The following is an 18951-nucleotide window of genomic DNA, read 5'->3' on the forward strand; positions in this document are numbered from 1 at the left end:
ACCATGGATTTGACTGATTTAGGCTCTGCCGCTATACTTCCTGCCCTGCTCACCGCTGTGATTGCCTACTTCTGCGGCTGTTTCAATGGAGCGGTCATCGTTTCCAAGTATATTTTACGGGATGATGTGCGCACCCACGGCAGCGGAAACGCAGGTTTGACCAACTTTTACCGCACTTTCGGCGGTCCTCTCACCCTAGTAGTGATCCTCACCGATGTATTTAAGGCTATTGTCGCCATCTGGGTGGGCATGTTCCTGTTCCGGCAGATGATTGCCAACGAAGTTCTTGTCGTCGCACTGTCAAAATACTGGGCTGGCCTTTTCTGTCTGCTCGGCCACATGTTCCCCTGCATGTTCCACTTCAAGGGCGGCAAGGGCATTCTCTCCGGCGGCGCCATCGCCATTATGATCGACTGGCGCATCGCTTTGGTGGTGTGGGGCGGCTTCCTCATCCTGGCCATTTTGACCCGGTATGTGTCTCTGGGCTCCTGCTGGGCCGGCGCCTCCTTCCCCTTTGCTACCTGGTTTGTATATCATAACGTGGTGATTACTGTGCTGGGCGCAGTCATCGGACTGCTGATCCTGTACATGCACCGCGGCAACATCAAGCGGCTCCTCACAGGCACGGAAAACAAGTTCTCCCTGCATAAAAAGAAGTGAGGTTCCTTAACCGCGCAGCGTCACCTTTGTATTTCTTACGATACCTTATGTACCTTTTTCAAAAAGAAAAAGAGAAGGAGGAAACATGAAGATTACCGTGGTAGGCAGCGGCGGCTGGGGAACGGCTCTGGCCCTGCTTTTGGTGGAAAACGGTCACGACGTTACCCTCTGGTCCCACACCCCCGCTAAGGCGGTGGCACTGGAGGAGACTCGGGAGAACCCCATGCTCAAGGGGGTTCCGCTTCCTCAGGAGATGAAGTTTACTGCCGATTTGGGCGCGGTGAAGGGCTGCGGAGCGGTAGTAATGGCTACCCCCTCCTATGCCGTGCGGGAAACGGCCCATAAGCTGCGTGGGCTCATTGATCCGGGCACCATCGTGATTTCGGTGTCGAAGGGCATCGAAAAGGATAGCTCCCTGCGCCTCTCTCAGGTCATCGAGGAGGAGCTGGAGGGCAAATGTCCTGTGGTGGTCCTTTCCGGTCCCTCCCACGCGGAAGAGGTCGGCCGTCACATTCCCACCGGCGTGGTAGCAGCTGCAGACGATTTGAAGGATGCGGAGCTGGTTCAGGACCTGTTTATGAATCCCCGGTTCCGGGTGTACACCAGTGACGACCGAATCGGCACCGAGATCTGTGCCGCACTGAAGAACGTTATTGCCCTGTGTGCCGGATGCACCGACGGCATGGGCTGCGGGGACAATACCAAGGCTCTGCTCATGACCCGCGGCCTGGCGGAGATGGCTCGGCTGGGTGTGGCACTGGGTGGCCGAAAGGAGACTTTTATTGGTCTGGCTGGAGTCGGCGACCTGATCGTCACCTGCACCTCCATGCACTCCAGAAACCGCCGGTATGGCATTCTGATCGGTCAAGGAAAGAGCGTACCTGAGGCGCTGGAGGAGATCGGCGCAGTGGTAGAGGGCTATTACGCTGCCGCCAACGCCCGTTCTCTGGCCCAGAAGGCCGGGGTAGAGATGCCCATCTCCCAGGCCGCGTATGAGGTGCTCTACAACGGCCGGGATGTCCATGCCGTGATTGCGGACCTTATGAGCCGCGCCAAGCGCTCTGAGCTGGATGAGTCTCCCGCTTTCTTGTAAGAAAGCTTGGCAAAGAACACCCTGCGAAGCTCCGCTTCGCCTCGTTAAACTGCTCAGCACCCCCAAGGATCTTCGAGATCCTGGGGGTGTTTTTCTATTCTCCGCACCCCTCCCTCACCCTGCGCATAGCATGGGGAAACGAGGGCAGGCTCACACCTGCCCAGAAGGAGGAAACAACATGGAAGTGAAAGGTAAAGGACGGCTGGTGGTGCAGGTATATACCTCTCGGGCCAAACTCCCGGTGGTAGACGCCACGGTAGTGGTCACACAGCGCGGAGAGGGCGGCAAATACAAGCTGCTCTCCGTGCAGGCCACCGACTCCAGCGGAATGACACAGCCGATCATCATCCCTACGCCCCTGCTCGGGGAAAGTACACACCCCGGCGCGCAGCTGCCCCCCTTTGCCATCTGTGACGTTTGGGCAGAGCACCCCGGCTATGCCATGCTGCTGGTAGAGGGCGTCCAGATTTTTGACGGGGTAGAGACTCTCCAGGATATGGAGCTGGAGCCCCTCACCGAGGGCCAGTCCAGTCTGCTGCAAAACAGCATCCGGGATATTCCGGGCCAGAATCTGTGAGGTGGCGCCATGGCAGTATCTGTCGTCCCTTACGTACCCAGCACCATTACCGTGCATCTGGGACCGCCCGATCAGTGGGCCGAAAATGTAACGGTATCCTTCCCGGATTACGTCAAGAATGTGGCCTCCAGTGAGATCTATCCCACCTGGGAGCCCGCCGCCATTGAGGCCAACGTGCTGGCCATCATCTCTTTCGCCCTCAACCGGGTCTACACGGAGTTCTATCCCAGCCGGGGTTATGATTTTCAAATCACCTCTTCCACTGCTTACGATCAAAAGTTTATCCGGGGCCGCAACATTTTCGAGAATATCAGTCAGGTCGTAGACGAGATTTTTAATGACTACATCCGCCGCAAGGGATTTGTCGAGCCTCTGGCCGCCAAGTTCTGCAACGGCACCACCGTCACCTGCGCTGGGCTCTCTCAATGGGGCAGCCAGGATCTGGCTCAGCAGGGCTATTCCGCCATGGAGATTTTACGGTACTATTATGGAAACGACATTGAATTGGTCCAGGATGCGCCGGTGCGCAACCTGGGTCAGTCCTATCCCGGCACGCCGCTTCGCTTGGGTTCCACCGGAGACGATGTGCTGGTTCTCAAAACCATGATCAACCGTGTCTCCCAGAGCTATCCCGCCATTCCCAAGCTCTTTCCGGTCACTAATGTATTTGATGAGAGCACAGAGCAGGCGGTTAAAACATTCCAGCAGATTTTCAATCTCACGCCGGACGGCATTGTAGGCAAGGCTACCTGGTATAAGCTGGTCTATCTCTATGTGGGCACCAACCAGCTCTCAGAGCTGGTCAGTATGGGCCAGCAGTTCCAGACTTTCTCCTTCCAGTATCCCGGTATTCTCCGGCCGGGCGACCGTGGGTCCGATGTACGTATCCTGCAGTACATGCTGGCGCTTACCGCCGAGTTTAACGAATCCCTCACCCCCATTCGGGTGGACGGTATCTACGGTAATGCTACGGCACAGGCGGTACGGAAATATCAGGCACAGGCCGGACTGCAGGTAGACGGCATTGTCGGTCCCAATACCTGGTATTCTCTCTATAACAACTACACCGGCATTGAGCGGGATCTGCGCAACGATAACATCAACTTTCCGCTCAGCCAGACTGCATCTGCTCAAACCGGCGGTAAAACCTACGGCACCACCAGCCGTCAGGGCCAGTTCCCGGGCGGAGGTCTGCAGCTTGGAAACACAGACTTTAAGGGGGTCAAATTGGTATGACAAGAATGGAATTGGAACAGGAAATGCTGTCCAATCCGGTCCGCAACCTTCAATACATGCTGTGGCGGCTGGCGACCCGCTACCCCTTCTTGCCAAAACTGGCCATGGACGGCCTGTTTGGCGAGGAGACCTTGGAGGCCGTGATGCTGTTCCAGCGAGAGCTGGCTCCTCCGGTCACCGGTGTGGTGGACCAGCGCACCTGGGACGCCATCCACTCCGCCTGGGTGGATCTGGAGCGGGACGTCTCCCCTACCCGCTCTCTGCGCATCTTCCCCGGCGAAGGGTTCCAGGTCTCCCCAGGCATGTCCGGCGGCTATATGATTCTGCCCCAGACCATGTTCCAGATCCTTAGCCAGAAGCTCAACGGCATTGTAGATGCCCCGTCCGACGGCTATCACGGAGACGCCTCAGTGGAAAATACCCGCTGGCTCCAGGGTCTGGCCCAGCTGGAACAGACGGGAGTGATGGATCGGAAGACTTGGGATATGCTCTCCAGGCTTTATGAGCTGTTTGTAACCGCAAAATAAATGCACTCCTCCGGGAAATTCTTCTCGGAGGAGTTTTTGTGCCTTTCAAAAAAGTTGCAAATACAGTTATATTTCGCCAGTTTTCTCAACATTATTCTTATTTCAAAAAATTCGAAAAAAATTTTAAAAAAAGCTTGCATTTTCCCCGGGGGTGTGCTAATATAAACGAGTCGCCGGGACAACGAGTCCTGAGCCGACAACCGGGTGTGGCGAAGTTTGGTATCGCGCTTGAATGGGGTTCAAGAGGCCCCGAGTTCGAATCTCGGCACTCGGACCAATCCGCAATCCATTGAGACTCAATGGATTGCGGATTTTTCTTTTTTTATTTCACTCTCGTTTGTCCAAAAAAGGCCCCGCCATGTGGCGGGGCCTTTTCCCTTTATGATTCGCTCTTTTCCAATATGATTCTGACCCGATACCGCGGCAGATGCAACGGTTCATTATAAATCAGATTTTGCGCGATGCTCTCGCCTCGAAATACAGACAGGGCCAGTCCAATCAGCCCAATATTCACAACCGAACTCAGATTCCCAATCATCAACGGAAATTCGCTGCTGCACAGCGTAAAGCCCAGATTCCAGGCCACACTGCAAGCGGCTTGGCTGGACAGAGTCAAAATCACTGCCAATGCCGCCATTTTGCCCAGCTGGCTTTTTTGCCGCAGGCAGCGGGACAGCAGCCAAACTACCAGCACTCCAAATACCATTACAACCGCCAGAAACGGCAGCCAGCCAAGCTTATAGATGAGTGTAGTCAAAAGGGCACTGCCGTCACATCCGGGCACGGTGGTCTCATAAGGGCGGCCGGAAATTGCTGTGCTCCACTCCCCTCTTCCTATCCACTGTGCTGTCTCAAGCGCTTTCCGGATCATCCCGGCCTCATAACCGGAGCCCATGAGATCACGTTCTGGATGCAGCGTGATCGCCAAGCGCTGAAATCCACCGCCAGAGAGAAGCACACCACCTGCCGTCACACCTGCTGCGGCCAGCTTCCAAAGCAGGACTACCCCTACGGACTTCTGACGTCCGAGGCCAAACCAATCGTTCCAGGCAGCCAGCAGGATCGACACAGTTCCTACGACAAAGATCATCAAAAGGCTGAACCTATGAGGTCCAAACATGCAGATCATTTCCAAGGGAATTCCACCCAAGAGGGCAGCGGCCAGCCCCATCCACCCCTTTCGCCTCCAGGTATACAGCCAGAACACATATACCACCGGATAGCACAAGGTGATGTAACCGGTATAGTAAGAGATTCCATTGATTTTCGGAGAGAAGATCAGCATCAGGATTCCAACAGCCAGAACCCCAAAATAAAGCACCCTGCCCCAGCGGCCCAATCGGACGTAATCCAGAAAATATCCCAACAGAAGCGCCCCACAGCCCAGCACAAAGGCAAGCACCGTTCTTCTGAGATAGAAATTCTCCCCATAAATACTCCAGTCGGCTGTCAGCACCACCCGGAGTACCGCACCGGTCAGCGCCAGCAACACGGTCAGAGTCAACAGCCCCCACTGGGGCTTGGGCCGGTGGATGCGGTCCAGCTCAGCACCCACAGACACAGGGTCCCCCATCTCCTCCACCGCCAGCTGCTCGGCATTGGCACAGCCCTCCGAGGCAAACGTATCCCGCTGATCCTCCAAGTGCTGCGCCAGTTCCGAAAGGACCACTGGTTTTGCGCGCTTCCAGCGGATTTGTTCCGCTACTGCGTCCAGGTAGGCCTGTATCGTATTACACTCCGACACAACACGCACCTCCCTCTAAAACCTGCCGAACCGCATCCGCATATCGGTTCCAACCCTGCTCCTTCTCCTGCAGCGCCTTTTTCCCATGGTCGGTCAGATGATAGTAGCGCCGGGGTTTTCCCGCCGTAGCTTCCCGCTCATACGCCTCTACATACCCCTTCTCCTCCAGGCCGTGAAGCAGAGGGTACAGCGAACCAGCCTTCAGATGGAAAGTATCATCCGAGCGCCGTTTCAGCTCCTCGATCATCTGATAGCCGTACATATCCTGCCCCTCCAACAGCTTCATCACCAGCAGCGCCATACTGCCGCTGACCAGGCTCTTATCCAGTTCCATAGCTGCCCTCCTTATATAGTTTATCTATATATCGCATTATATATAGTCGTCCTATATATGTCAAGGGAAGAACTGCCCTTCTATAACCAAGTTCCGCTGCGTTCTGATTTTTTCTGTTTCTGCATACACTCTCCTGTGCGCAGAAAGGGGGAGGATCATCTTGGGCCGTCTGCTGGGAAAAGAAGCTTATCGGGAACTGTTTCTGGGCCTTGCTATCGTTTGCGCCGCCCTGGCACTGATTTTATGGCCCAAGGAGGCCATGGCCGCTATGAAGGACGGGCTGCGCCTGTGCGGCAATGTGATTATCCCCTCCCTGTTTCCCTTCTTTGTCTTGTCCTCTCTGGTGGTGGAGCTTGGATTGTCCCGGTACCTGGGCAAGCTGTTCCAGCCCGTGATGGCACCTCTCTTTCGGGTCAATGGAGCTTGCGCCAGCGCAGTGGCCTTAGGCTTTGTGGGAGGCTATCCCGTGGGAGCGCGCACCGCCATTGCCCTGTATCAGAGCGGACAGTGCTCCAAAACAGAGGCCGAGCGTCTGCTCGCTTTCTGCAACAATGCCGGACCGGCCTTTATCCTTGGCGTGGTGGGCGCAGGGGTATTTGGGAGCGGTACCGTGGGGTTGCTCCTATACCTGGCACACATTGCCGCCTCCCTGTGCGTAGGGCTTCTGTTCCGTTTTTACCGCCCCCACGAGGGGCCCCGCCGGGGCAGCCTTACTGCCCCTCAATTCCAGGCCGTCCGTTTTCCTGCTGCCTTTACCCGCTCGGTCACCGGAGCTCTATCCTCTTCTTTGAACATCTGCGCCTTTGTACTGCTGTTTTGTGTGGTCATCCGGATGCTCAGCCTGGCCGGGGTTCTGGAGGCCCTGGCTGAGCTCCTGTCGCTTTTTCTGGGTCCCCTGGGTTTCTCCCAGTCCTGGGCAAAACGGCTGCTCACGGGCGTGCTGGAGATCTCCTCTGGGGTCTCCTCCCTCACTGACGGCTCCCTGCCCGGTCGGCTGTCCATGGCCGCCTTCATGCTGGGCTGGGCCGGCCTGTCTGTCCACTGCCAGGTACTGGCCTTTCTGGGGGACAGCGGCCTGTCTATGCGCACCTACTTTGTTGGTAAACTGCTCCATGGAGCCCTTTCCGCCGCTCTGCTGGGCCTTCTCACCCGGCTGGTCCCACTGAATGCCCCAGTAAGCTTCTATCTGGCAGAACAGACCGAGGCCATGGCGGTACTGGACTTTCAGCAGGCTCTCACCATCTCCACCGTCTCCGCCTGGTGCCTGTGGCTGCTCCTTTTTGCTCTGGCCGTACGTGTGGTGAAAAAAAGCGGTGGAAAATCCCGTCTGTCCGGGGTATAATGGAGAGGATTACACAAGGGAGGTAACCGATTCATGGCCCTGTTTCAAAAAAAGATGGACCCCCGCTGCTCTTATTGCACCCACAGCCGTCCCCTGGAGGGAGACCAGGTGATCTGTGAGAAGAAGGGGGTCATGTCTGCCGGCTCCAGCTGCCGCAGCTTTCGATACGATCCCCTCAAGCGGGTTCCACCCCGCCCTGTAAAGGCGGACTTCAGCACCCTGAAAGATGAGGATTTTCAACTATAAAAATAAGGTTCGGTATCTGTGCAGATACCGAACCTTATTTTTTATTCTCCCAACAGATTCTGTTTGACGTGGACCACAAAGTCCTGCACGTTGGTAACGATGGTCTTCACCGACAGACTTCCCCGGTCCCGCAGCTTGTTCACCGCGAACTCAGAGATATCCACGGAATAAAAGAACAGGGGACGCACCTCTCCGTCCACGACCCGGAAACAGGGCGTCATATTGCCGGTGGCCACGGTATGCAGGGTGGTGGCCATACAGATGATCGTGGTAGCGTTTCTCACCAGGTTTCGCATGGCGTCCTGGCCCTGATAGACGTCACCGTACACCTCAGGCAGAGGGCCGTCGTCCCGCACGGAGCCAACCAGTACAAAGGGCACATTGTGGTGTACGCACTGGTACATCACTCCGTCCTTTACCTTGCCAGACTCCACAAAGGCCTGGATGGACCCCATCCGACGCACCTCATTGATGGTGTCGATGTGGTTATAGTGGCCGTTGGGCTGGGACTGCTGGGTGTAGATGTCCTGGCCCAGGGCAGTACCCAGATAGCCTGCCTCCAGATCGTGGGTAGCCAGCGCATTGCCCGCCATGACACCGTTGACATAGCCCTGGCGCACCAGGGCGGCAAAAGCGGCCCGGGACCGGGAGTCAAAGACGCAGGCCGGACCCATGACCCACAGGATATTGCCGTGCTGCCGCTCATAGCGCAGCAGCTGGTAGAGATTATCATAGTCCACGGAGTAAGCAGTCTCCCGGCTGCGGCCCTGACGGAAGGCAAAGACCTCCTGCTCTCCCTGCTCATCTACAAAGCAGTCCGGGTGGACATAGATGCCCTGAGAGCCGTCCTCAGACCGGCCTACTGCCACCAGATCACCCTGCTTCACATTGCGAAATTCCACCACGGACACTTTGCCCTCCCGGACCACAGCCACGCAGTCCATCCGGCTGTCCTCTGCCAGCACCCATTGTCCACCGATGCGGAAATATTCGGGGAACATAGTGGTGGCGTGATAGTTTTCAGGCATCACACCGTCTTTCTCTGCCGGGACCAACTGCACATCGGGCGCGTTGTCCAGCCCCAGAGCAGCAAAATCCGGTGCCTGGTATTTGGGAAGGGAGAAACTCATAGCTAGGGACCTCCAGAAAACGGGAATCAAATAAATTAGACCGGGTCTCTTCCCCGGCATCAAAAAAATAACCACACCGTAATTGGTGTGGTCATTTTGGTGGAGATAAGCGGGATCGAACCGCTGACCTCTTGAATGCCATTCAAGCGCTCTCCTGAGCCCATCGGTTACATACCCCCGTAACTGGGTCTGTGAGATGCGCTTCAATACGCAATACCACTAAAACAAGCCATAGTTTTTAGTCGCTTCTAAATGTTATATTTCAACATGACAATCTGGCCTCGCCTTTCGGAAAGCCGTCAGGCTGCGCTTTTGAATTGGACAACCTCGTATATTCAGTTCCCGCAACATCGGCATATCAATCAATGGGGTCAGGTCGGTGATCGGATTGCCCTCCAGATATAATCTAGACAACCAATTCAATTTGGTCAATGGCGTTAAATTTGTGATTGTATTGTGCTCCAAAAACAGTTCATGTAATTTAGGGATATATGCCAAAGGTGATAAATCTGAAATCTGATTGCGATTGAGGTATAATGTACCCAGCCGGGGTAATCCTACCAAGGGAGTCAAATCTGAAATACGGTTATTGCACAAGTCCAGCCACTCTAACCGTGTTAGGCCAACCAAGGGCGGTAGGGTGACAATTTGACATTCACTAAGGTATAAGCTACGCAACTGTTTCATATTTGGAAGAAAGGACAGGTCTGTAATCTGGATGCCTGACAGCCTCAAATCTATTATCCGAGTGAGAGCCATTAAAGGTGACAGGTCTGTAATTGGATTGTGACTTAGATCCAGAATTGAAAGCGATTTCAAACCTTTTAATTGCGTCAAGTCAACGCATTGATTTTCTGCTAAACACAAAACCTTTAGCTGCGTCAGATTGGCTAGCGGTCTCAAGTCTATAACTTGATTCTGATTTAGAATCAACTTTTTTAGTTGCGTCAGATTGGAAAGCGGTGTCAAGTCTATAATACGATTCCGAGAAAGGTCAAGCGTCGTTAGCTCTTTCAGTTCTGCTAGAGGGGTTAAGTCAGAGATCAAGCTCCAACACAGATACAGCTTATTTAAGTGCTTTAAAGCCGCCAGTGGTGTCAGATCTTTGATAATTTGAAGCCCCATTGGTAGTTCCGTTGTGTCTAAAGCAATTTTCTGCCCATCAATAATGATCGAGTATCTATCAGGTATCATAAAACTTCCCTCAATGCAAAGAAATTCAAACTACCGTTATAAAGCATTTTCTGCCTAAACCTATAATTATTAGTTTGAACTTCAAAATTCTCCCCCCCTTTAACATTTTACGGTCACTATAATAGTCAATTATAGCCCTAATAAAGCAACACATCAAGCCCATGATTTTATGATAAGAACGCCGCCCAACGGGACTATGGGCGGCGTTTTCATATATCCCACCGAGAAAGGAGGAGTGTTCCCCCACAGGCCAGCCATCGGGCTGGCTTTTTCTATTTCACAACGAAGGAGGTTTTTAGGTGGCTGACGACAAAAAGAATATTCCCGACGCTGGGAAGGTAGACGAGCCCCCCAAGCCGGGAAAGGTGGAGCCTGTCAAAGCCGATTCCCAGGTGCAGGATCAGCCCGCCCCGGACAAGGCGGAGGCTCCCGTGACAGAAGGTGCGTCCAAGGTGGTAACGCCCCCTACGGCGGAAAAACCCGTTGAGGGAAAGACAGTTCCCGACCCTGTGGCAGAGCAACCGGCTCCGGCGGGTAAGGAGGCTTCCAAAGAGAAGGACGCTCCTGCTAAAGAGGGTGCGCCGCAGCCGGGCAAGGACGAGAAGCAGACCACGATCCCCGGCATGGGAGATCCCGCCCCCGCTGGAAAGGTGGTGGATTTTACCGCTGCCCGGGATGGGGCGACGAAGGGCAAGCCGCCGGAAAAGGCTGCGGCCCCGGATAAGGGCAAGCAGGCGGATAAAGCGAAGGATGCGACCAAGCCCCGCAGGGGCCGCCCGGCCAGGGCTGACAAGGCGGCCCCCGACAGGGCCAAGCCGCAACCTCGGGACAAAATGTCCCAAAGCAAACCGCCTGCCGGGAAAGGCGCTCCCGCTACGGCGGAGGCCCCGGCTGCAACCGAGCAGCCGCCCGCCCCTCGGGACGCTGCCCGTGGCGTGAAAGAGGAGATTGTCTATCTCAATCTTTCCGAGCTGCACCCGTTCAAAAATCACCCCTTTGGCGTCCGGGACGATGCGGAAATGCAAGGGCTGGTGGAGTCGGTCAAGGCCGCCGGGGTCAATCAGCCTGCGCTGGTGCGTCCCCGTGAAGGCGGCGGATATGAGATCATCGCCGGACATCGCCGCCAGCGGGCCAGCGAACTGGCCGGGTTTGCCAATATGCCCTGTATCGTCCGCAATATGACCGATGACGAGGCTATGCCGAGAAACTCTACCACGCTAAAGGTGGACGGGTACGAGATTTCTGCCACCTTTACCGAAACCCGAAACACGGCCATTTCCGGCCATCTGAAACAAATCCTGCTGGCGTCGTTTGCCAACAGCTCCCCCAAGTCCGGCTCCGGCGACATCCTTGTGATGCCCCCCGAGCAGAGGTATAATACCGGGCAAGAACGGGTAAGATGTGGCACCACGCCAGTATCCGTGGCATTGTCTGTAATCTCACTTATACGGGCGTCCTGCGGTGTGGAGAAAGCCGATCCCAAGAGCTGTCCCACCTGCAAATCATTTCGCCGGAGCTGTTTGAAGCGGCCCAGCATATCCGTACTTCCCGGGCCAACAGCGCCGAACAGGAACGCCATATCCCGCTGAACACCCGGGGCAACTCCCTTTTGGCCGGGAATGTGTATTGCGGACATTGTGGAGCGAGGCTGTCCCTCACCACCAACGGCAAGGCTTATCCCTGCAAGGAAGATCCCAATCGGGTAGTGAAGCGTGTGCGGTATGTCTGCTACGGGAAAACCCGCAAGCAGACCGACTGTGACGGACAGACGGGCTACACGGCCCATATCCTTGACGGGATCATTGATAAGCTGGTGCGCCAGATCTTTGAGCGCATGAAAGCGATCCCCAAAAGCGATATAGTCAATATCCGCTACCGGGAAAAGATGGAGGAACGGAAAAGCCTGCTCCATAGCGTCCGGGCAGAATACGCCAAGGCCGCCGCTGACCTTGAAACGCTGAAAGGCGAGGTTATCAAGACCATCCGTGGTGAGAGCACCTTTTCCAAGGAGCTGTTAAGCTCTCTGATTGCCGAGGCCGAGGCCAAATGCCAGGAGCTTCAAGAGAACATGGAAGCGGCACAGGCGGCCTATGACGAAGGGAAAACGGTGCTTGCTTCGCTGAACGCCCAATATGACGATATAATCTCATGGGCGGAAATGTACGACACGGCCAGTATGGAGGCCAAAAAAATGATCGTCAACTGCTTAATCAAGCGGGTGGATGTCTACCGGGACTACAAGCTGCACATTGATTTCAATATCGACTTTGATCAGTTCTGCGGCGGGCTGGACATCGTGACGATTGCCGCATAAAAAACAAAACCCCGCTTCCTTTCGGAAGCGAGGAAAAGTTCTTTCCCTTGATATGGTGGAGATAAGCGGGATCGAACCGCTGACCTCTTGAATGCCATTCAAGCGCTCTCCCCGTACAAGCGTGTAGCGAACCCCCTAAAAGGGGGTGGGAAGAGTGCTTTTGGTACGCAAGAATAATTTTAAGCCGGAACATATCGATCAGAGTTTACTTCGACATCTTCTGGACGCATAAAAAAGACAGTTAATTTGCAAATAAACATATAGTAGCCAACCATAGTGAGTGACGCAATTCTCTTGACCTTCTGTTCTTGATATAACCGCAAAAAAGTTTCTCTCGACATCGAATTTATTAGCTCAAAGTCAACATAATCATCTTTTAATATGCGGTCGGGCAAGTAAAAGGCACTATAACGTTTATTCCGTACAATGTTTGAAATCATGGAATCGTTATCGTGTATATCACTCAGTGGGTGGACTGCAGCAAACAGCAATAGTTCATCTCTCGAAGCATCACAAGTGTTAGATAGTAATTGTGCTTTACGTCGAATAACCTTCATCTCACCATTTTCGTCTGTATAGAAAAATGGGATCTCCGAAAATATATCGCCTTGTAAAAGGTCAAAAGCACCACAAGGCCTGCACAATACAGGTCCCTCAATACTTTCAAATTGTTTCATAGCCTGCTTTGCCTGTTCTTTAGTGTAAGGATCAATACTTGGGAAAAGTTCCTTACAAAAGTCGATAAATTCCGGAATCATAAGCATTCAACTCTTTATTATGTGTTTATCATTAGAATAGGTCAAAAATATTTATTCCGACATTTTCTGAATTTTCTTTCAACATCGCTCTATACGTCATTTGTTCTTCAGGAGAAAAATTGCTTTGTTCGCCAAACAGCGCCAACGCATCATGACGGGGGCTAAAACTTGTATTGCCAAATTCTTTAGCTACAACATTCAACGAAGTGGTTTGATAACTGCTTTCGATTTGATAGCTAAATGTGGGTGCTATATTAGTCGAACTTCCAGCAGGTATCGTAGATAGAGATAATCCAAGTATTAGTGTTAACGGCACAGTCAAAGCATTACTGCCCGACATAATTAATCTCTCCATTCTTTATAAATGAGCTGATATACTTTGCCGCAAACTGTTCTGCAAGCGAAGACAGAGAAGAAACAGTTTCAACGCAAGAAGTATAGTTTGGCTCATGATTAAATGCATATCGATCATTGATGTCTAAAATAACCTGTAGACGGTCTCCCAAATTCTTTAGACCTGCAAAGGAACCTCGCTCATCTGGTACGCCAGAGAAAGTACGGCTATTTTGCACCATAACATTCACATAATATTTTCTTTCAATTACAAGCGCCAAACGAAACTGAACTTCATCGGTTGGTAAGTTGGTTTTGTAGTCTATAAAATTCTTCGACACATAGTCTACGGAGTCTACAATACCATCTTCGTGGTCAAAGAGGAGTGTCATTGATAGACCAGAAAAATAGAACTTTGGAGTTTCCGAACCACTTCCATCCATAATGGACAAGGCTGATACTATTCGATTGCACTTATCACTAACATATTCTACACAACGTTTAATATCTCGATTAAATTTTGCGTCAAAATTCGTTACAAGTTGAGCACTATTTCCGCAAATTGTTAGTTGAGAATGTCCGTGTTCAGTTGCTGCAACAATGCGCGGAATTTCCATCGGTGCATCCGGCGGTAAAGGTACAAGCGTAAACGGTTTTTGGAAATCTGTAAAATGTTTCTCTAACTCGAAAAGATGCTCACGAATCTTCGTGTTATGTGGAAAGTGAATTGTAAAAGCGCAAGATTGTATAATCATATCACAACCACCTCAATCCGGAGGTATTCTTAAATAAAGTATACCTCAGTTACCTATAATATGCAATCCCGATTTGTTCTGTTACACTAATCCATTATATATCCCCTCCTTTAATAATGGTGACCAATTATTAAAAGTTGCACATTTACATACAACTTGCGGCTAATATTAACAGATAATTTACACTTTGCTATTAGAATTTACTCGAATGTGGTGACTGATACATCTGGTCTTATAGGTTATTTATTTGTTTTAGCCTTCTCTATTAAAGATATAACCACAAACGGCAACAAAAACCGAGCCAACCTACACTAAAACGTCGCTGTTTCTTTATGAAAAGCGACGTTTTTTTATGGCCTGGTTTTGGAAAGGAGTGATGCTGATTTCAAATTGAAAATGAAAGGGGGAGTTATTTTTGCTGGTCAGGCCGGGAGGTCTGGCCTTTTTTCATTCCATCAAAAAGGAGGTTAGCAAATGGCCGATGAAAAAGTGAACATGGGCCCGGAGGAAAATAAGACCCCGGAAAACCAATTCCCGCCCAGCCAGGGTGATCTGCCACCGCTGGAGGAAAATAATGCTCCTGCTGTTTCTGGCGAAGATAAAGCGGCCCCCGATCATGTGGAGCCCGATCCGCCGTCTACCGACAAGCACACACAGCAGACTGTTCTTCCTGGAATGGGCGAAGATACACCGGCTCCGGCTGGAAAGGTGATCAATCTGTCAGAGCTCCAGTCTGCCGATAATGGTAAAAAGGAAGTGCCTGCCCCTGCTGCGGAGGGAAAAGCGCCGGAAGCGGATAAGCCGAAAAAGCGCCGGGGCCGTCCCCCGAAAGAGCAGGCTGCGGTGTCTGCGGGGAAGAAGGAGAAAGCGGCGGAGCCCCGCACAGGCCGCCCGTCTAAGGTTGACAAGACGGCCCGTGAGGAGGCCCCGCCCTCTGTTCTGGACAAAGTGTCCAGAGGTAAGAAAGCTGACAAGGGCAAGGAAACGGGCTCCGGCGGTGCGCCTGCGTCTAAATCCGCTAAGGCGGTAAAGCCGGGCAAGGCCGCTCCCGTCAAGGAGGCGGCAGTCTCGCCGGAGATCAATCTGCCGCCCACGCCTGACGTGCCGCCCCGCCCGGTGGAAGATGGAAAAATCGTCTATCTGAAAATGGCGGAGCTTCATCCGTTCCATACGTTCCGAGAGCACCCCTACAAGGTGCAGGACGATAAGGCGATGGACGATCTGGTGGGGACGATCAAGGAACACGGCATTATGACCCCCGCCACCGTCCGCCCGGAAAAAGACGGCAAGGGCTATGAGATTATCGCGGGCCACCGCCGCCATCATGGTGGTACACGGGCCGGGCTGGAGGAAATGCCCTGCATCGTCCGGGAAATGACCGATCTTGAAGCTGTCCGAGAAATGCGGAACAGCAACAAGCAGCGTGGAGATCCTCTCCCCAGCGAACTGGCAAAGCTGCTGGATTTGGAGGTGGAGGCTATCAAACGCCAGGGGGCCCGCTCGAAAAATGAGAAAGAGGCGGAGGCCCTGGGTAAGCTCTCGGTGGAGATTGTTGGTAAGGAACACGACATGAACTATAAAAAGGTCATGCGGTATATCCGGCTCAACTCCCTGGTGCCGGAGCTTCTGGACAAGGTGGACACAAAGCAGATGGGCTTTATGCCTGCGGTGGAGATTTCGTATATCAGGCCGGAAAACCAGCGGCTGATTGCCGTTTCCATTGATGGGGAGCAGTCCTCCCCCTCGGTGTCCCAGGCGAAGCGGCTCCACGAGCTGGACAAGGAGGGCAAGCTCAACGGCGATGTGATCGACGGCATTTTGAGTGAAGAAAAAAAGGAGGATCGCGGTGTGATTATTTCGACTGCTGAACTGTCTAAGTATTTCGGCAAGGAGGTCACTCCTGCCAAAATGAAAGAGCAGATCATGGCGCTGCTGGACGAGTGGAAAGAGAAACAGCCGCCCGAACTGGCGCAACCGGACAGGAAAAAGGACTTGGAGAAGTAACCGGGCCCCGCTTCTGGACACTTTGTCCAGAGGTGAACGCCCCGCGCCGGGGATGGGCTCTGTGGTGATATATCCCCCGTCGCCGGATATTTTGCAGCGCAGCCGGGAACGGGCCGTCAAGGGGCGGAACGCCCGCCGCTTGCGGCGGCTTGCCCTTGACGGCCTGGCCCGGCTGTGCTATTTCCGGCAAGGCGGCGGGGATATATCCTCCAGAGCCGCCCCCTTTCCCATGAATGGGAAAGGGCGGGGGATAGGGCTGAACTACCTATTAAATATCGGAGGTGTTGACGATGAAACGATCCCTTGCGTATATCACCGCTGCGTGGCGTGGTGATCCTGCGGTGGATATGGAGCAGGCGGCGCATTACTGCCGCGTGGTCTATGATGCGGGCTATTCCCCCATCTGCCCCATGCTCTATCTGCCGCTGTTCCTCAATGACGCGGTGCCGGAGGAGCACAAGAACGGCATCGACATGGGCCGCGATCTGCTCCGGCGCTCCCGTGTGCTGGTGGTATGCGGCCATTCCGTGACCGAGGCCATGAAAAATGATATTGCCGTGGCCCAGCGCCTGGGGATTACCGCGACTACCCTTGAGGGCATCCTGACCGTCAAGGGCCAGGGGCGCCGCTGATGGCGTCCCTGTTTGAAGCCTACATCACCAACCTGGGAAAGTACAACGAGGGTGAGCTGGTTGGCGAAACGCTGAAATTCCCCACGACTACCGAAGAAGTACAGGCCCTTTTGAAGCGGATCGGTGTGGACGGGGTACGTTATGAGGAATTTTTCATAACCAGCTTTGACGGTGATGTGCTGGGGCTCTACGACTATCTCACAGAATATGAAAACCTGGACGAGCTCAATTATCTGGCCTGTCTGCTCTCCGAGCTGGATCAAGGCGAACTGGAGAAATTTGAGGCCGTCATTGACAGCGGCGAACATACGTCCAGCGTGGCCGATCTCATCAATCTGGCGCAAAATCTGGATTGCTATGAGTTTTATCCCGGCGTTGAGGACGATGAAACCCTGGGCCGCATCTATGTGGAGGACATGGAGGCCATTGATGTGCCGGAGCACCTGCTGAATTATTTTGACTATGAGGCATATGGGCGGGACATTCGGCTTGAAGAGGACGGCCACTTTGCCCCTGGCGGCTATGTGCTGAACAATGGCGGTCAATTTATCGAGCACTATCACGGGAGCGAGGACATTCCCGACGAGCACAAAGTCTTTGCCTTTCCGCAGCTCACGGTGCGGGAGCAGATGGCGGCCTACAAAGAAATTATTGACGGTTCCTCCCTGGAGGGCTATCGGAAGATCGCCGCAAAGGAACGCGAGGAACGATAACGGCACTTCTGGACACTTTGTCCAGAGGTGCTTTTTTCATGGAAAGGAGGGATACGGCTGATTGACGAGGACGTTTCCAGACGTACCATAGCAGTTTCGATCAAGGCAACAAAGCTCACGGGCCGAGTGCTGGCCCAGGCGTGTCTGGCGGTGGGCCGGAAGATTAAGAAAACGTACCGGGCCCGCCAGACACCCCACGGAAAACAGACGGTGCGTCAGCTCATGGGCCACGGGGCCGCTACGAACAGCATCGAGGTGGAGTCCCCAAAGGATTTTGACCGGGTGGCCCGGAAATGGAATGTGGACTATGCCTTTTACAAGACCGGGCCAGACAAATACCTGTTGTTCTTCAAAAGCGGGCAGGCCGACGCCATCACCGCTTGCTTTTCGGAATATTCCCGGCGTGTGTTGAAGCGTTCCAAGTCCCAACGTGTTCCCATCCGGGAACAGCTCAAACGGGCTGCCGCTGAACTGGCCCGCCAGCCGTCCCACAAGAAAGAACGTGCAAGGGAGGCGGTACATGAGGACAGATAGCGTCAAAAAGTATGTGATACCCAATATCCCGTACCTGTTTATTCTGTGGGCCTGCCTAAAGCTGGGGACAGCTTACCGCCTGGCTCCTGGAGCAGACTTTGCCCACAAGCTCATGGGCCTGGGGCAGAGCATCGGCCCGGCCTTTGCCGACTTTGCGCCAGGGCTTGCCCCCTTCGACTGGCTCATCGGCATTGTGGGCACGGTGGGCTTTCGCCTGCTGATCTACTTCAAAGGCAAGAACGCAAAGAAATTTCGGCGGGATGAGGAATACGGGTCGGCCCGCTGGGGCACCGAAAAAGACATCAAGCCCTTTGTCGATCCGAAGTTTGAGAACAACGTCATTTTGACAAAGACGGAGTTTCTCACTATGAACACCCGGCCCAAAAATCCCGCCAACGCCCGCAACCTCAACGCCTGCATCATCGGCTCGTCCGGCTCCGGCAAAACCCGTTTCTGGCTCACGCCCCAGCTTCTCCAGGCGCACAGCTCTTATGTGTGCGTCGATCCAAAAGGCGGGGTACTCTCCCAGGTGGGGGCTTTTCTGCAACGCCGGGGGTATCAGATCAAAGTGTTTAACAGCATAGATTTTTCAAAATCCATGCACTACAATCCGCTGTCCTACATTCACAACGAGGCGGACATCCTCAAATTTGTGGACACCCTCATAGCCAACACCAAAGGCGAGGGCAAGGAGGGTGATCCATTTTGGACGAGTGCGACTCGTTCGCTGGCGGTAAGAAGTCAGCGGACAAACAACAAAATACAGTTGTTTGGATAACTGGTAATTCGACAGGTGGAATGACGGGGTAACGCCCTGAAACGCCT

At 53.6% G+C, this 18951-nt stretch carries 20 protein-coding genes, 2 tRNA genes and 2 pseudogenes; 16 read left to right on the forward strand and 8 right to left on the reverse strand.

Annotation, left to right across the window (positions count from 1 at the left end):
• The first annotated feature begins 3 nt into the window (after positions 1-3).
• The 6 genes from ACEVJL_RS15555 (at position 4) to ACEVJL_RS15580 (ending at position 4370) form a co-directional block, all read left to right on the forward strand.
• Complete coding sequence (locus tag ACEVJL_RS15555) at positions 4-660, forward strand: glycerol-3-phosphate acyltransferase (RefSeq protein ID WP_302667557.1); 657 nt, start codon at positions 4-6, stop codon at positions 658-660.
• Between the two features lie 85 nt (positions 661-745).
• Positions 746-1753, forward strand: a complete 1008-nt coding sequence (locus ACEVJL_RS15560; protein ID WP_008980310.1) for an NAD(P)H-dependent glycerol-3-phosphate dehydrogenase — start codon at positions 746-748, stop codon at positions 1751-1753.
• 178 nt (positions 1754-1931) lie between these two features.
• Positions 1932-2330 (forward strand): spore cortex-lytic protein, encoded by a 399-nt coding sequence (locus ACEVJL_RS15565; RefSeq protein WP_235396255.1) that lies wholly within the window; start codon positions 1932-1934, stop codon positions 2328-2330.
• Between the two features lie 9 nt (positions 2331-2339).
• Positions 2340-3566, forward strand: coding sequence for a peptidoglycan-binding protein (locus tag ACEVJL_RS15570; RefSeq protein WP_008980308.1), 1227 nt, complete (start codon positions 2340-2342; stop codon positions 3564-3566).
• Positions 3563-4093, forward strand: coding sequence for a peptidoglycan-binding domain-containing protein (locus ACEVJL_RS15575; protein ID WP_302667555.1), 531 nt, complete (start codon positions 3563-3565; stop codon positions 4091-4093). Before ACEVJL_RS15570 ends, ACEVJL_RS15575 begins: the two co-directional genes overlap by 4 nt.
• 200 nt (positions 4094-4293) lie before the next feature.
• Positions 4294-4370 (forward strand) — tRNA-Pro (locus ACEVJL_RS15580).
• 102 nt (positions 4371-4472) lie between these two features.
• On the opposite strand, the gene ACEVJL_RS15585 is transcribed toward ACEVJL_RS15580, so the two are convergent.
• A complete protein-coding gene (locus ACEVJL_RS15585; RefSeq protein WP_374738355.1) occupies positions 4473-5837 on the reverse strand; it encodes a hypothetical protein in 1365 nt (454 codons plus the stop codon).
• Positions 5824-6171: a PadR family transcriptional regulator gene (locus ACEVJL_RS15590; protein WP_374738356.1), complete on the reverse strand. Its 348-nt coding sequence runs from the start codon at positions 6169-6171 to the stop codon at positions 5824-5826. The genes ACEVJL_RS15585 and ACEVJL_RS15590 overlap by 14 nt, the downstream gene beginning before the upstream one ends.
• A gap of 160 nt (positions 6172-6331) precedes the next feature.
• Here ACEVJL_RS15590 and ACEVJL_RS15595 point away from each other — a divergent pair, with 160 nt between their 5' ends.
• Both ACEVJL_RS15595 and ACEVJL_RS15600 read left to right on the forward strand, forming a co-directional pair.
• Positions 6332-7513, forward strand: a complete 1182-nt coding sequence (locus ACEVJL_RS15595) for a nucleoside recognition domain-containing protein (RefSeq protein ID WP_235396202.1) — start codon at positions 6332-6334, stop codon at positions 7511-7513.
• A 33-nt stretch (positions 7514-7546) separates the two neighbouring features.
• Positions 7547-7759 (forward strand): hypothetical protein, encoded by a 213-nt coding sequence (locus ACEVJL_RS15600; protein ID WP_008980303.1) that lies wholly within the window; start codon positions 7547-7549, stop codon positions 7757-7759.
• Between the two features lie 41 nt (positions 7760-7800).
• Here ACEVJL_RS15600 and ACEVJL_RS15605 read toward each other — a convergent pair whose 3' ends face one another.
• The 3 genes from ACEVJL_RS15605 to ACEVJL_RS15615 all read right to left on the reverse strand — a co-directional run bounded on the left by ACEVJL_RS15605 (position 7801) and on the right by ACEVJL_RS15615 (position 10083).
• A complete protein-coding gene (locus ACEVJL_RS15605) occupies positions 7801-8889 on the reverse strand; it encodes a putative NPN-dependent ornithine cyclodeaminase (protein WP_008980302.1) in 1089 nt (362 codons plus the stop codon).
• A gap of 97 nt (positions 8890-8986) precedes the next feature.
• Positions 8987-9068, reverse strand: a tRNA-Ala gene (locus tag ACEVJL_RS15610).
• A 76-nt stretch (positions 9069-9144) separates the two neighbouring features.
• Positions 9145-10083: a leucine-rich repeat domain-containing protein gene (locus ACEVJL_RS15615; RefSeq protein ID WP_374738357.1), complete on the reverse strand. Its 939-nt coding sequence runs from the start codon at positions 10081-10083 to the stop codon at positions 9145-9147.
• Between the two features lie 833 nt (positions 10084-10916).
• Between ACEVJL_RS15615 and ACEVJL_RS15620 the strand changes: the two are divergent.
• The 3 genes and pseudogenes from ACEVJL_RS15620 to ACEVJL_RS15630 form a co-directional block, all read left to right on the forward strand.
• Positions 10917-11270: pseudogene (locus tag ACEVJL_RS15620) on the forward strand (ParB N-terminal domain-containing protein); the annotation flags it as partial.
• Between the two features lie 212 nt (positions 11271-11482).
• Positions 11483-11575 (forward strand): annotated as a pseudogene (locus tag ACEVJL_RS15625) (hypothetical protein); the annotation flags it as partial.
• A gap of 117 nt (positions 11576-11692) precedes the next feature.
• Positions 11693-12397, forward strand: a complete 705-nt coding sequence (locus tag ACEVJL_RS15630) for a recombinase zinc ribbon domain-containing protein (RefSeq protein ID WP_374738360.1) — start codon at positions 11693-11695, stop codon at positions 12395-12397.
• A gap of 179 nt (positions 12398-12576) precedes the next feature.
• On the opposite strand, the gene ACEVJL_RS15635 is transcribed toward ACEVJL_RS15630, so the two are convergent.
• From ACEVJL_RS15635 to ACEVJL_RS15645, 3 genes are read right to left on the reverse strand one after another with little or no spacing between them, the layout of a single operon-like run.
• The gene (locus tag ACEVJL_RS15635; RefSeq protein ID WP_087272942.1) at positions 12577-13155 is read right to left on the reverse strand and encodes a hypothetical protein; all 579 of its coding nucleotides are present in this window, start codon (positions 13153-13155) and stop codon (positions 12577-12579) included.
• A gap of 31 nt (positions 13156-13186) precedes the next feature.
• Positions 13187-13495 carry a hypothetical protein gene (locus tag ACEVJL_RS15640; protein WP_140399880.1) on the reverse strand — a complete coding sequence of 103 codons (309 nt, stop codon included), beginning with the start codon at positions 13493-13495 and terminating at the stop codon, positions 13187-13189.
• Positions 13482-14243 carry a hypothetical protein gene (locus ACEVJL_RS15645; protein WP_140399881.1) on the reverse strand — a complete coding sequence of 254 codons (762 nt, stop codon included), beginning with the start codon at positions 14241-14243 and terminating at the stop codon, positions 13482-13484. Before ACEVJL_RS15645 ends, ACEVJL_RS15640 begins: the two co-directional genes overlap by 14 nt.
• A 474-nt stretch (positions 14244-14717) precedes the next feature.
• Here ACEVJL_RS15645 and ACEVJL_RS15650 point away from each other — a divergent pair, with 474 nt between their 5' ends.
• From ACEVJL_RS15650 to ACEVJL_RS15670, 5 genes are all read left to right on the forward strand, one after another.
• The gene (locus ACEVJL_RS15650; protein WP_374738358.1) at positions 14718-16247 is read left to right on the forward strand and encodes a ParB/RepB/Spo0J family partition protein; all 1530 of its coding nucleotides are present in this window, start codon (positions 14718-14720) and stop codon (positions 16245-16247) included.
• 290 nt (positions 16248-16537) lie between these two features.
• A complete protein-coding gene (locus ACEVJL_RS15655) occupies positions 16538-16879 on the forward strand; it encodes a DUF7768 domain-containing protein (RefSeq protein ID WP_087272945.1) in 342 nt (113 codons plus the stop codon).
• Positions 16879-17592 carry an antirestriction protein ArdA gene (locus ACEVJL_RS15660; protein ID WP_087272948.1) on the forward strand — a complete coding sequence of 238 codons (714 nt, stop codon included), beginning with the start codon at positions 16879-16881 and terminating at the stop codon, positions 17590-17592. Before ACEVJL_RS15655 ends, ACEVJL_RS15660 begins: the two co-directional genes overlap by 1 nt.
• 27 nt (positions 17593-17619) lie before the next feature.
• On the forward strand, positions 17620-18126 hold the full coding sequence (locus tag ACEVJL_RS15665; protein ID WP_425475200.1) for a PcfB family protein: 507 nt from the start codon (positions 17620-17622) through the stop codon (positions 18124-18126).
• Positions 18113-18904, forward strand: a complete 792-nt coding sequence (locus ACEVJL_RS15670; RefSeq protein WP_374738359.1) for a type IV secretory system conjugative DNA transfer family protein — start codon at positions 18113-18115, stop codon at positions 18902-18904. Before ACEVJL_RS15665 ends, ACEVJL_RS15670 begins: the two co-directional genes overlap by 14 nt.
• The last annotated feature ends 47 nt before the right edge of the window (positions 18905-18951 follow it).

The organism is Flintibacter porci, assembly GCF_041925195.1.
Taxonomy (GTDB): domain Bacteria; phylum Bacillota; class Clostridia; order Oscillospirales; family Oscillospiraceae; genus Lawsonibacter; species Lawsonibacter porci.